At 31.1% G+C, this 12664-nt stretch carries 12 protein-coding genes; 4 read left to right on the forward strand and 8 right to left on the reverse strand.

Going from position 1 to position 12664, the window contains the following annotated elements; translation table 11 throughout:
- The first annotated feature begins 1080 nt into the window (after positions 1-1080).
- Genes ABZP37_RS11290 through ABZP37_RS11300 form a run of 3 tightly spaced genes read left to right on the forward strand, consistent with a single transcriptional unit; the run spans position 1081 to position 4550 of the window.
- Positions 1081-1566: a histidine phosphatase family protein gene (locus ABZP37_RS11290; protein WP_366183065.1), complete on the forward strand. Its 486-nt coding sequence runs from the start codon at positions 1081-1083 to the stop codon at positions 1564-1566.
- Between the two features lie 4 nt (positions 1567-1570).
- Complete coding sequence (gene ppk1, locus ABZP37_RS11295) at positions 1571-3643, forward strand: polyphosphate kinase 1 (RefSeq protein ID WP_366183067.1); 2073 nt, start codon at positions 1571-1573, stop codon at positions 3641-3643.
- A 16-nt stretch (positions 3644-3659) separates the two neighbouring features.
- Complete coding sequence (locus ABZP37_RS11300) at positions 3660-4550, forward strand: exopolyphosphatase (protein WP_366183069.1); 891 nt, start codon at positions 3660-3662, stop codon at positions 4548-4550.
- Between the two features lie 83 nt (positions 4551-4633).
- On the opposite strand, the gene ABZP37_RS11305 is transcribed toward ABZP37_RS11300, so the two are convergent.
- From ABZP37_RS11305 to ABZP37_RS11335, 7 genes are all read right to left on the reverse strand, one after another.
- Positions 4634-4942 (reverse strand): hypothetical protein, encoded by a 309-nt coding sequence (locus ABZP37_RS11305; RefSeq protein ID WP_366183070.1) that lies wholly within the window; start codon positions 4940-4942, stop codon positions 4634-4636.
- 65 nt (positions 4943-5007) lie between these two features.
- The gene (locus ABZP37_RS11310; protein ID WP_366183072.1) at positions 5008-6831 is read right to left on the reverse strand and encodes a hypothetical protein; all 1824 of its coding nucleotides are present in this window, start codon (positions 6829-6831) and stop codon (positions 5008-5010) included.
- Between the two features lie 81 nt (positions 6832-6912).
- Positions 6913-7446, reverse strand: coding sequence for a mechanosensitive ion channel domain-containing protein (locus ABZP37_RS11315; protein WP_366183074.1), 534 nt, complete (start codon positions 7444-7446; stop codon positions 6913-6915).
- Between the two features lie 6 nt (positions 7447-7452).
- Positions 7453-8037: a Maf-like protein gene (locus ABZP37_RS11320; protein ID WP_366183076.1), complete on the reverse strand. Its 585-nt coding sequence runs from the start codon at positions 8035-8037 to the stop codon at positions 7453-7455.
- The gene (locus tag ABZP37_RS11325) at positions 8030-8956 is read right to left on the reverse strand and encodes a geranylgeranylglycerol-phosphate geranylgeranyltransferase (RefSeq protein WP_366183077.1); all 927 of its coding nucleotides are present in this window, start codon (positions 8954-8956) and stop codon (positions 8030-8032) included. Before ABZP37_RS11325 ends, ABZP37_RS11320 begins: the two co-directional genes overlap by 8 nt.
- A 76-nt stretch (positions 8957-9032) precedes the next feature.
- Positions 9033-9560, reverse strand: coding sequence for an HAD-IIIA family hydrolase (locus tag ABZP37_RS11330; protein WP_366183079.1), 528 nt, complete (start codon positions 9558-9560; stop codon positions 9033-9035).
- Entirely contained in the window at positions 9544-10317 is a 774-nt protein-coding gene (locus ABZP37_RS11335) for a DUF2520 domain-containing protein (protein WP_366183080.1), read from the reverse strand. The genes ABZP37_RS11330 and ABZP37_RS11335 overlap by 17 nt, the downstream gene beginning before the upstream one ends.
- 201 nt (positions 10318-10518) lie before the next feature.
- On the opposite strand from ABZP37_RS11335, the gene ABZP37_RS11340 reads away from it, so the two are divergent.
- On the forward strand, positions 10519-11073 hold the full coding sequence (locus ABZP37_RS11340) for a DUF4494 domain-containing protein (protein WP_366183082.1): 555 nt from the start codon (positions 10519-10521) through the stop codon (positions 11071-11073).
- Between the two features lie 721 nt (positions 11074-11794).
- On the opposite strand, the gene ABZP37_RS11345 is transcribed toward ABZP37_RS11340, so the two are convergent.
- Entirely contained in the window at positions 11795-12655 is an 861-nt protein-coding gene (locus ABZP37_RS11345) for an NAD(P)-dependent oxidoreductase (RefSeq protein WP_366183083.1), read from the reverse strand.
- Between the last annotated feature and the right edge of the window lie 9 nt (positions 12656-12664).

A 12664-nucleotide genomic window follows, 5' to 3' on the forward strand; every position in this document is an offset into this window, starting at 1 on the left:
AAAGAAATAAAAAACGAAATTTTCTTCTTAGGGATGAAGAAATTTCTTTATTGGTTCAATCAACTTTTAATTACGTAGGTGTAAATGACTTTTTTTTTAAACGATGAAAATTTTCTTTTTTTTTGGCTAAAGAAATTTCATTAATGGTTCAATCATCTTTTATTTTGGAAGTTATAAAAAGACTTTTTATTTTATATATTTCTTATACGATGAAAAATTCTTTTTTGGGGTTAAAGAAATTTCATTAACAGTTCAATTATATTCTAAATCTAATTTTTAAGAATTAGAATAAATTTAGGTATAATTAGTGTTATTTTATTATTTACCCTATGAAATACCAATAAACTCGTTAAAGTGTGTTTTTGTTAATATTTTATTATTATAACATATTAATGGTTGATGAATCTGTATTTTTCTAAATATCTGTTTATGTTTTTATTTGTAATATACTCTGTATCTTCAAATAACATTATAAATCGTGTTGATTTTCAGTTTATTGTGTGTTTTTTGTAAATATGTTTTTTAAGTGTCGTTTATGAATGTGACGATTTAATGATTGTTTTATCCATAATTCAATATTCCAAATAGGAATCAGGCTATGTCTATTTCTTTCTTAATGGGTTAAATTCTTCCTCAATATATTTTTAATAGAATAACAGTTAGATATTCTAGCAATAAATAAGTCAAACTATTTTACTTGTTGGAATCAGATATTATAGGTGATTCTTATTTAACTTTTAGCAAGAAAAAGTTTGGGCGATTTAATAATTGTAGTTGAAGCTAATTAAGTAATGTTTTTCATCTATGTTTAGGTAAAACACAACGTAAAGTAATTTAACTAAGGCAAATAAATATTGTTATTTTAAAACATTTGAGGTGTTTCCTAATCTTTTAATATTGATTGCTAAGGATATAAACAATAGGAATGATTTTTTTATTAAAGTTGAAGTAATTGATCACATAGAAATAATGATATATAATTTGTGTTCAATTTTAAAGGGGATCATTAACTAGGTTTAATAATCTAAAATTCTAAATAAAAATTGTACCTTTCTATTTCTGAATTTAATTAATTTATCTATGAAAAATTTAATATTAATACGTCACGGTAAATCTAATTGGGATGTCCCATTTAAAGATATAGACCGACCATTAGATAAAAAAGGAATGCTGGATGCTCATCTGGTTTCGTCAAATATTTTTAATTACGTTCCTAAAACCTATATATTGTGGAGTAGTGTTGCAAAAAGAGCCGCTGATACAGCAATGATCTTTGCTCAAAATTTACTAGCTCCTATTGAAAGTATTATTTTTAAAAAAGAATTATACACTTTTGATGAAAGGCAACTAGAAGAAATCATAAAATCTTGTGATAATTTATATGAAAGCCTTATTCTTTTTGGACATAATGATGCAATTACAAATTTTGTTAATAAATTTGGAGATATAAATATTGATAATGTTCCTACTTCAGGATTTGTGTCGATGCAATTTGGTACAGACAATTGGAAAACTATTAATGAAGGCAAAATAAAAAAAATAATAACCCCAAAAGATTTTAAATAAAACTGTGTTAGAACAAAAATATATTGATAGAGAAAAAAGTTGGTTAGCATTTAATGCAAGAGTTCTTCAAGAAGCAGCAGATAAATCAGTTCCACTTTTAGAAAGATTACGTTTTTTAGGAATATTTTCAAATAATTTAGATGAATTTTTTAGAGTACGCTTTGCTGCAATAAGACGATTAAGTCTTTCTGGTAAAACGGGTGAAAAAATTTTAGGAGGAATATCATCCCAACAATTGGTTAAGGACATAACTGAAATAGTTATTAACCATCAAGATGAAAGTTTAAAAATATTTAAAGAAATTGAAGTTGAGTTAGAAGCTCAAAATGTTTTTATAATAAATGAAAATGAGATTTCAATTGATCAAGAAATTTTCTTGAAAGACTTTTTTATCCAGAAACTAAGCCCGGAATTAGTTACTATTATTCTTAATGATCTGGCAGAATTCCCATTGTTAAAAGACAATATGGGCTATTTAGCCATTAAGTTAGCCATGAAAGAAAAGGAAGTTAGGTATGCTATTATTGAAATACCAAAAACAATGAATCGTTTTGTTGTTTTGCCTTCTCAAGATGATAAGCAATATGTTATTCTAATTGATGATGTGATTCGGCATAATTTAAAGAACATTTTCAATATTTTTGATTTTGAAAGTGTCTCTGCTCATATGATAAAAATTAGCCGTGATGCACAATTAGAGATTGATAGTGACTTGAGTAAAAGTATGCTAGAGAAAATATCTACTAGTGTGAAAGATAGAAGGATAGGGGAACCAGTTCGTTTTATTTACGACCAATTAATTGCCGAGGATACCCTTTACTTTTTCTTAGAGAAAATGAAAATTGTATCAACTGATAGTATTATTCCAGGAGGTAGGTACCACAATAGGAGAGATTATATGGACTTTCCTAATTTAGGTCGTTTTGATTTATTATATAAAAAAAATCTCCCTTTGCCAATTCCTGGATTGAGTTTAGATGGTAGTTTGTTGCAAAAAATCAGTAAAAAAGATTACTTATTACATGCGCCATATCAATCATTTTCATACTTAACACGTTTTTTGCGTGAGGCAGCTCTTGATCCAATGGTTACCTCTATAAAAATCACATTATATAGGTTAGCCAAAAATTCTCAAATCATTAGTTCACTTATCAACGCCGCTAAGAACGGGAAAAAAGTTACAGTTCAAATTGAACTACAAGCTCGATTTGATGAGGCTTCTAATATTTCTTATGCAGAACAAATGCAAACTGAAGGAATCAATCTTATTTTTGGAATCAAAGGTTTAAAAGTTCATAGTAAGATCTGTGTGATTGAACGATTAGAAAGTGGAAAAACGAAACGTTATGGCTTTATTTCAACAGGTAATTTTAACGAAGCCACTGCTAAGGTATATACAGACGTGACATTGTTTACAAGTCATCAACAAATCCTAAAAGATATTACTAAAATTTTCGAGTTCTTTGATATTAATTACAGAATACATCGTTATAAACATTTGATAGTCTCTCCTCATTATAGCCGTTCACGTTTTTATAAACTGATTGACAGAGAAATTCTTCATGCAATTGCTGGACGTAATGCTTATATGAAATTGAAAATGAATAGTTTGTCTGATTTTGAAATGATTGATAAATTGTATGCTGCAAGTAAAGCAGGAGTAAAGATTCAATTAGAAGTGAGAGGTATTTGTTCTTTAATTCCTGGAGTTAAAGGTTTGAGTGAAAATATTGAAGCAATAAGTATTGTTGATAATTATTTAGAACATTCTAGAATTTATATTTTTGGGAATGCAGGACTTCCAGATGTATTTATTTCTTCAGCTGATTTTATGACCCGTAATTTAGACGGTAGGGTAGAAGTAACCTGTCCTATATACGATGAAGAAATAAAAAAAGAACTTATCGATAATTTTGATTTAGGGTGGAAAGGGAATGTGAAAGCTCGTTATCATTCAGATAAATTGGATAACAAATATAGAGAAAGTAATGGAGATCCAGTATTTAGAGCACAATTAGAAACTTACAGATACTACCAAAACAAAGTACACTTATTAGAGCGAACAGAACAAAACTAATTTGTAAATAAAATACATGATTACATTAAAAAAATATGCGGCCATAGATATTGGTTCTAATGCAATGCGACTCTTAGTTGTAAATATTGTGGAGCAAGAGGGTAAGGAAACTCAATTTAACAAAAGTGCCCTTGTGCGAGTACCTATTCGATTGGGTCAAGATGCTTTTACTGTTGGTGAAATATCTGAAGAGAACGCCAATAGAATGTGTGATGCAATGAAAGCTTTTAATCTTTTGATGAAGGTTCATAAAGTGGAATCCTATAGAGCTTTTGCTACTTCAGCAATGCGAGAAGCATATAATGGAAAAGAAGTTGTAGCACTTATAAAGAAGAAAGCAGATCTTAAAATTGAAATTATTGACGGAAAAAAAGAAGCGGCGATAATTGCTTCAACCGAAATAAAACATTTGTTGGTAAATGACCAGAACTATTTATTTGTAGATGTAGGTGGGGGAAGTACGGAGTTTACTGTTTTTTCAAATGGAAAGATAGTAAGTTCTAAATCTTTCAAGGCAGGTACGGTACGTTTGCTTAATAATATGGTATGTGATGTTGTTTGGGATGAAATTGAAAAATGGATAAAAAAATATACAGCTGATTTTGATGATATTGCTTTAATTGGTTCTGGTGGTAATATCAATAAAATATTTAAGATGTCTGGTAAAACTCTAGAAAAACCTTTATCGTATATGTATATGAACTCTCAATATACTTTTTTGAATTCATTGACTTATGAGCAACGAATTGCTGAACTAGGACTGAACCCTGATCGAGCTGACGTTATTATACCCGCTGTTAGAATATATCTTAACGCAATGAAATGGAGTGGGGCTAGGCAAATTTATGTTCCAAAAATAGGACTATCAGATGGAATTGTAAAAGCTATGTATTTTGGAAACATTTAATTTTCATTAACAAGATATTTAAAAAAGGAAAAGGCTATTTCAATTAACGAAATAGCCTTTTCCTTTTTTAACTTTATTTTAGATTACAACAATAATATCAAAAGAAGCAAAATAATAACAATTGCTCCAAAAGATAAATACAAACCATTATTACTTGATCTTAAATCCGCTTTAATGCTTCTAACTTCTTTTCGAAGTTCTTTTTTTTCAGCTGAGCTCAAATCGGATCTATCCATTTTTTTAATGTTGTCCAAACGGTCAAGTTTAAACTGTACATCTGCTGGGATTTCTTTGGGGACGTTTGGGCTGCTATTTTCTGCAGCTGAAATCGTTGTTGGAATTACACCTAATGACAATACTAATATCAGTAGATAGGAGCTTAATTTTTTCATTTTTATTGGTTTTAATTAATACGATTCTTTCATAAAGATAATAATAAAAATGGATTAACTAACTATTATTTAAACCCAACTATTTTTGGTTTAGCAAGTTCAAAACTTTGGTAACCAAAATCAGAGGTTTCAAAAGCATTAGTCTTAAAAATACTATCTCCTTGTAGAGGAATAGTAGGGTAATAAGCTAGTGATAATTGAAAAGAACTAAAAACTAAAAAGTCATTACTTATGATAGCTCCAATTCCAATTTTTGAATATATTTTTTTATCAGGAAAATTATTTTTAACATTTCCCAACATTGCAATGGAATAGTTTAAAAACGGATTGAATCGAAATCCCCAAATACTTTTAGGAGAATAGGTTTGTGTTTGGAAATTTAAAACCACTTTATCCGTTCCATAAATGGGACTATTGAAACCTTGAATACCAAATTCTTCATTAATAGTTAATTGATCTCCTCTTGAGTCTTGTCTATTAATACCTATCAATATGATTGGTTTGATAAACTGCCTTATTTTCCAATCTCCAATTTCTAATAAATGGGTAAAATAATTAGCTTGAAATGAGAAAGTAGTTTGTTCTGTTTTAGAATGATTAAAATAAGTACCTAACTCAAAATTAGTACTAATATAACCTTGCTTGATGTATTTCCCAATAGAAAATTGTCCTCCTAAATAGGGCCTCCATTGGTTATTTTTATATTGGTATCCTGTAGTTAAACCATATATTTGACCAATAGGAACGTCTTCAATAATTCCATATTTAAAAATGTATCGGTCTTCAATAAATCGTCTATTATTGATTCCAATCCCTAAAAGCATGAGTTTTTCGTTATTGTAAAATTCTATAGGGTCGTATTCTAAATTGGGCCTTTCAATATAATTGATGTTCATAAACCGACTAGTAAGAATTAAATTTGTTGTATTATTATATAAAGTGTCATTTTTATATAAAGGGAATGCCTTACCTATCCAAAAATCATGAATGCTATTTTTAAAATTTTGCTTATTATACTTTAAATCTAATATTTGTAAACTATCTACCTTGAATGTTTGATTTAATAATATTCCACCTGCCCATTTTGATAAGGAAGAATAAAAAGGTCGCTCTATTAAAATACTTTTATCGTAAAAATCATCTAAATTAATATTGTATTTTATAACAGTTTTAATAAAGCTATTTTTAATATTTGGTATAGTATAAGTAAGATCATGAGCGTCTTTTCCGTCTTGAAAACGATTGGTAAAACGATAGTCAAATTGTTGTCCTGTTCCAAAAAAATTTCTTTCATTTAAGCCTAATGATGCACTATTACTTGAAATCTGAAATTTTGGAACGGTACTCCAAGAATCTAACACGCGAATATAAACATCTACTGAATCTGATTTTTTTTGGGTCAGTTTTTCAGTAATAGTTACACGACTCACAAATCGTTGTGCTCTTATTAGACGTTCTGTTTCTCTAGTGACCAGATCATTGTAGGGCAAGTTTTTTTTGAACAACAATATATTTTGTATCGCTATTTTTTTTGATTTTAGATGCAACCAATTTCCGGTTCTTTCTTCCCAGTTTTTTGGTTTTCGCAAAGTATCACTATCTGAATAACCAAAAGGATCCAAAGTTACAATGTTGATATTCCTGATTATTTTACCATTATAGGATTTATGCGTTTTTTGCTTTACACTTTTTATGGTATTGTGTTTGGTATTAATGGGTTGAAAAATAAGCTTATGAACTAATTTGGTAAACTTATTTTTTTTTGAATAGGTTTGGATTTTTATATATACCGCACTACTATCCTGTTCCGTTTTCTTTTTTTGTGAAAAAGTAACGAAGAATGTCAATGATAGCAGTAGTGATAATATGACTTTTTGTATTTGGAGCATTGAAGTGGGATTAATACATAAAAATCTAATCGGTTGTTATTGTTTGTTTTAAAATACAATAAATTCTTTCTATATTAATTTTCAATCCACAAACTCTTTATCTTCAAAATGATTTTTCATAATCGAAATACCCTTTTGAAAAACTAAGTTATTTGGGTAAACGACCACTTCCCCCTCTTTTGTTATTAATGAAATATGAAAAGCAGTAATATCCTCAATCTCACCAACAATTGGGAAATCCTTATCATGTATTTTTATGACATCTCCAATTTTAAATGGAAATGAAAAAAACAAAATAATACCCGATGTAATATTACTCAATATGGACCATTGTGCCACCATAGCTACTCCTACAACTGTTGTTATAGACGATATAGCAATAATAATATCTTTGGCTTGAACTCCCCAAATTAATGTTAATGCAATTAGAACCATTGAGTTAATTAATAAATGGAGATACTTAATGACTAAGTTTGTTCTGTGTTCAATAATATGTGTTGATTTGGCAAATTTTCGAACAACATTCGATACTACGATTCGCAATACAATCATAATAAGCAGCACAACTCCAGTTGAAAGTGTCTCTTTAGTAAAGTTATCTAGAAATACCATCATTTATTTTTACTCTAAGTTACTTAAATATTTGTAAACTTTATCCACGGGCATTCCCATAACATTGGCGTAAGAACCTTCAATTTTTGAAACTCCAATAAAACCAATCCATTCTTGAATTCCATAAGAACCTGCTTTGTCAAAAGGTTTATAATTTTCAATATAATAATGAATGGCTTCGTCACTCAATTCATTGAAAGTAACTTTGGTTGTTTCGCAAATCAAATCGGTTTTGGAATTGGTCTTAAAACAAACGGAAGTAATCACTTCGTGTGTGTTATTGGATAAGGATTTTAAGATTCGAAAAGCATCTTCTTTATCTTTTGGTTTCCCCAATGCTTGGTTGTTATGCCAAACGATTGTGTCACTAGTTACTAAAATTTCGTGATCTAAAAGTGTTCCGTCAAAAGCTGCGGCTTTCAATTCTGCCAAATAATTGGTGATTTCTCCAGCCTTCAACTCTGGCGGGAAAATTTCTTCTACTTCTTTCAGTCGAATTTCGAAATCCAATTCTAAATCTTTGAAAAATTGTTGCCTTCTAGGCGAACCTGAAGCTAGGATTAATTTGTATTTCTGCAGTTTAGTATTAAACATTGTATATGATATTTAGGGTAAGAATAAGAATAGAGAATATCCCGAAAAACAGAATTCCCTTTAGCAATGTACTCAAATAATGAAACTCTTTTTGAGTTTTGGCCGTTGTGATTTTGACTGTGAAAAGTAATAATGGAGCCAGAATAAAAACTAAAGAATACAAGATAGTTGGAAACAAACTGTATGTCAATAAATAGTTTTTAATGTAAAAAAAGAGAGCAATAATGGGAATAATACTCAATATAAATACAACAATAGTTGTTCTTTTTACCCCAAAAATTATAGGTAGGGTTTTCATTCCTTGATTATAATCGCCATTAATATCTTCCATGTCTTTGACTATTTCTCGGATAAAATTAATCATAAAGGCAAAAACCGCATAATCCAAAAGAACCGAGAATAAACTTCCCATAATTTGTTGGTTCTCTATTATGATCATTGGATATAGATCGAATACTCCAACAATCAAAACACTTACTGAAAGCAACAAGGCTATTACAAAATTACCTATGACAGCAATTTGTTTCAAACTAGTGGCATACATATATAATGTCGCTGCAATGATGATAAAAAGTCCTGCGAAATTGGGTTTTCCAATTAGATTAGCAAGATAAAAACCAATTGCTACACCCGTACAATTGAGTCCTATATATATATTGTATGCAGTTGTTTCCCTAATTTTAGTTCCTACAATAAGATTTTGAGGTTTGTTTTCAGAGTCAGTTTCTTGATCCAAAATATTATTGATGACATAACCCGCCCCCGCTATTAAAATGGTACTCAACACCAAAAGTGCATATTGCCAGTCATTCAATGCCAACGGAATATTTTGTAATTTCAAAAATCCATATCGAAAAAGCAATTGCATAAAAGCAAGCATCAACAAGTTTTGGTAACGTATTAGTTTTAGGAAACTCATGTATTTAATCTTTTCAATTAATTAGTTATATAATGCAAAAATTAACCGCTTAAGCAGTTAAACTATTATTAAACTTTTAATTGTTAGTACCTTCAAAATATTCCATCCACTTTCCTTGTACTTTCATCACTTGTTCGATCACTTCTCTAACGGCACCTTTTCCTCCATTTTTATGTGAAATGTATTTTGAAATCATTTTGATTTCTGGACTAGCATCTTGTGGACAAGTAGGTAATCCGACCAATTTCATCACATGATAATCAGGAATATCGTCACCCATATACAATACTTGTTCTGGTTTGATCGAATAGAGTTCGGTGTATTCTTCAAAAGTTTCTACTTTATCAGGTGCTCCCAAATGAATATCTGTAATTCCTAAATTGCGCAAACGAACACGCACTCCTTCATTTTTTCCACCAGAAATAATACAAACATTATAACCACTTTCAATAGCGGCTTTCATCGCATAACCATCTTTGATGTTCATAGTACGAAGCATTTCGCCATCGTTTGCAATAAAAACAGAACCATCAGTCAGTACACCATCTACATCAAAAATAAAAGTTGTGATGTCATTCATTATTTCCTTATAACTTTTTGCCATTATTTTGTATTGATTGGGTTAAGATTTTATATAAATTTAATTGGTTTTCATTAGTCAAAAATTGCTCGTGTGTCGCAATAGTTTTCTGATCGTTTCTAATTGCTGGTCCCGTTTGTGCTTGTTCGGGCGAAATTGTTGTGATTTTTTGAACAGTTTCTAGGATCAAAGGTTGTAATATTTCAAACGGAATTTGATTGTCGGCGCAAATTTCTGCTCCGATTTTGAATAAATGATTCGTGAAATTATTCACAAATACTGCTGCCACATGTAAGGCTTTGCGTTGTTGTGATTGTATGGGATAGATTTTGTTCGAAATAGCAGTCGCTACTTTTTCCATCATCTTATAATCATCTTCATTTTCAGATTCCAAGCAAATAGGAATAGTCTTAAAAGCGACTTTTTTATTTTTGGTAAAAGACTGTAATGGATAAAAAACACCTTTTCGGTTTTTTGAATCTAAAGTTTGCAAATCCATTGCACCAGACGTATGTACCACCAATCTATTTGTAAAAGGCAATTGTGAAGCTACTTCACCAATCGCATCATCAGAAACAGCAATGATATACAAATCTGCTTCTTTCAATTGACTCCAATCTGAAACTATTTTATCAGAGTGGAGTAGGTGAGTTAGTCCTTCTTTTTGTCGGGCAAAAACTTGAACCAACTCAATAGGTCTTCCTGACTTTTCAGTCTCTTGAAACGCAACAATAAGATGTTGTGCTAGATTTCCCGATCCAATGAGTATTACTTTTACCATGCCGCAAAATTAGCAAAAATAATTGAAGCAAGCCCAGATAGAAGGATAGGATAATTACTAAAAACGCAACTATAGAATAGGAGTGAACCATTATAAATGGAGTAAAACGACTCGGAATCAAATTTGTGAATATCTATTTGTATGAAATAGGGATTTTCTTTTCTTTAAAATCTATCTTTGGCATCCTTAAAAAAAAATATTATGAGTACAACTTGGTTCGAATGCAAAGTAAAATATAGAAAAATTGATGAAAATGGTGGACAAAAAGTAACTACTGAACCTTATTTGGTAGATGCTTTGTCTTATACAGAAGCAGAACGCCGTATCAATGAAGAGATGGCGGCTTATATTAGTGAAGAGTTTAAAATCACCAATATTAAAGTAGCCAACTACGCCGAAATTCATCCTTTTGAAAATACTGATCGTTGGTTTAAATCCAAAATTTCTTTAATCGCTTATGATGAAGAAAGTGGAAAAGAGCGCAAAACAAACATGTACTTTTTGGTACAAGCCAATGATGTGAAAGAAGCCTATGATAATACCGTTCATGTGATGAATAACACCATGGGCGAGTACAATATCCCCGCTATTTCGGAATCACCTATTATGGACGTGTTTCCTTATTTCAGTGGAGAAGATAGTGATCTAGAAAAGATAGAAAAATTCAATACTCTAAAAGCTTCAAAGCCTGTAGTAGAGGAGGAGAAGATCGACTCAATGGAATTTGAAACAGAATTATCCGAACTAGAAGCGTAACTATAGGATTGAAGTTTTACTACTGCCATCTCTAGTATTACCCTACAATTGACGACTAAATAAGCACAGTGAGAACTGTGCTTATTTAGTTTACACCAGTTTGCAAAAACAGTAAAACCGCCTATTTATTTACAATTCTCAATAACAAATAATCACAACTAGTAGTAGAGATCTACATCGCAAACGGTATTTTTTTTAGGTATAATAACCGCAACGTTCTGTCCCTATATAAGCTTCTCTGCAAAGGTGCTTGACTAGCTTGAGCCACTTTCAGCGAGACCAACTAGATGTTTTTGAATCTATAGGACTTAATCAGCAGTTGTAATGAATACTTTAGGTAACTTATTACCTTTGCACTCGAAAGGAATCGTACAATAGTGAATGAACCCAATTTTGATTGTTGTTTCTTATTTGGAGCAGTATGTTAGGCATTTTTAGGAAAGTATGTTCCCGCTTTTCGTTACAATCTTGTGGGGGCATAAATGCCAGCCCCCACAAGGATTTTCACTGCAATCGGGGCTAAAGAGACCGATTTTTCTCTTATTTACAAACCATTCTAAAACCCAAAAAAAGCACAACTTTCGATCTGCTTTTTGGTGTTAAATCAGAATTTTTCGTTTCTAATCCCGAACCACAAGTAAAGATTCGGAAGATAGCGTGGTTCTGTCCTTTAATTGGTATAAATCCTTTTTTTATGTTTTCTAATTTTTGATTAGCACTGTTACTTTAAGCTTTTTATAATCGCCATAACATCTTCCTCTCCAAAACCTTCGTTTTCAGCCTTACTATAACTGTCGAGTAATGGTTGTGCTAATGGAGAATCTAAGCCTGCATCATTGGCCAGTTTTAAATCTTTAACAAGATGCTTAAGAGCAAATGCCGCTGGAAAAGAATCACTTAATATGGCAGTCGATTTAATCTTTGTAATGCCATTGGCACAAGCACCTTCGTTTACTATTGATAGCATATCATCTTTACTTACTCCATTGTTTTCTGCAAATAATACAGTTTCTGCCAATCCCTGAAGATTAAGACCAAGGAGGTAATTGATAGCTAATTTAGCCGAGCTGGCTACTCCAGCGATACCCACATAAATCGAAATTTTACCCAGTACATCAAAAACTGGTTTTACATGTGTATACGTTTCTGGTTTTCCTCCAACTATGATTACTAATGTCCCATCTTGTGCTGGTTTCACACTTCCAGAAACGGGTGCATCAATAAAACCTATTTGCTGTTCATTGCAAAGCATTGCCAAATAACGGGAAGTATCAGGTGCAACCGTACTCATGTTGATAATTGTTTTTCCAGCAAAGCTTTTTGACAACAAACCGCTAGTCTTATCTTCAAATATTTCCTTTACGGCTTCATCATTGGACAACATCGTCACAACCACATCGCAATGTTCTATAAGTTCCTGCGGACTACTCGCCGAAGTTGCACCAACCTCGATTAGCGGTGTTTCTTTGTCTTTGGATCGATTGAATACGGCCACCTTAAAACCCGCTTCCAATAAATTGCGTACCATTGGATTTCCCATGTTTCCTAGACCAATCCAACCTAATTTTAAATTTGTATTCATTTTTGTGCT

Origin of the sequence: Flavobacterium ovatum (assembly GCF_040703125.1) — a bacterium.
Taxonomy (GTDB): Bacteria; Bacteroidota; Bacteroidia; order Flavobacteriales; family Flavobacteriaceae; genus Flavobacterium; species Flavobacterium ovatum.

What these genes read in the sequence shown, in the direction of transcription:
- ABZP37_RS11315 (WP_366183074.1), bottom strand. Translation starts at nt 7,446, where the DNA reads ATGATGGTATTTCTAGATAACTTTACTAAAGAGACACTTTCAACTGGA.
- ABZP37_RS11320 (WP_366183076.1), bottom strand. Translation starts at nt 8,037, where the DNA reads ATGTTTAATACTAAACTGCAGAAATACAAATTAATCCTAGCTTCAGGT.
- ABZP37_RS11345 (WP_366183083.1), bottom strand. Translation starts at nt 12,655, where the DNA reads ATGAATACAAATTTAAAATTAGGTTGGATTGGTCTAGGAAACATGGGA.
- ABZP37_RS11290 (WP_366183065.1), top strand. Translation starts at nt 1,081, where the DNA reads ATGAAAAATTTAATATTAATACGTCACGGTAAATCTAATTGGGATGTC.
- ABZP37_RS11330 (WP_366183079.1), bottom strand. Translation starts at nt 9,560, where the DNA reads ATGGCAAAAAGTTATAAGGAAATAATGAATGACATCACAACTTTTATT.
- ABZP37_RS11300 (WP_366183069.1), top strand. Translation starts at nt 3,660, where the DNA reads ATGATTACATTAAAAAAATATGCGGCCATAGATATTGGTTCTAATGCA.
- ABZP37_RS11335 (WP_366183080.1), bottom strand. Translation starts at nt 10,317, where the DNA reads ATGGTAAAAGTAATACTCATTGGATCGGGAAATCTAGCACAACATCTT.
- ABZP37_RS11305 (WP_366183070.1), bottom strand. Translation starts at nt 4,942, where the DNA reads ATGAAAAAATTAAGCTCCTATCTACTGATATTAGTATTGTCATTAGGT.
- ABZP37_RS11340 (WP_366183082.1), top strand. Translation starts at nt 10,519, where the DNA reads ATGAGTACAACTTGGTTCGAATGCAAAGTAAAATATAGAAAAATTGAT.
- ABZP37_RS11310 (WP_366183072.1), bottom strand. Translation starts at nt 6,831, where the DNA reads ATGCTCCAAATACAAAAAGTCATATTATCACTACTGCTATCATTGACA.
- ABZP37_RS11325 (WP_366183077.1), bottom strand. Translation starts at nt 8,956, where the DNA reads ATGAGTTTCCTAAAACTAATACGTTACCAAAACTTGTTGATGCTTGCT.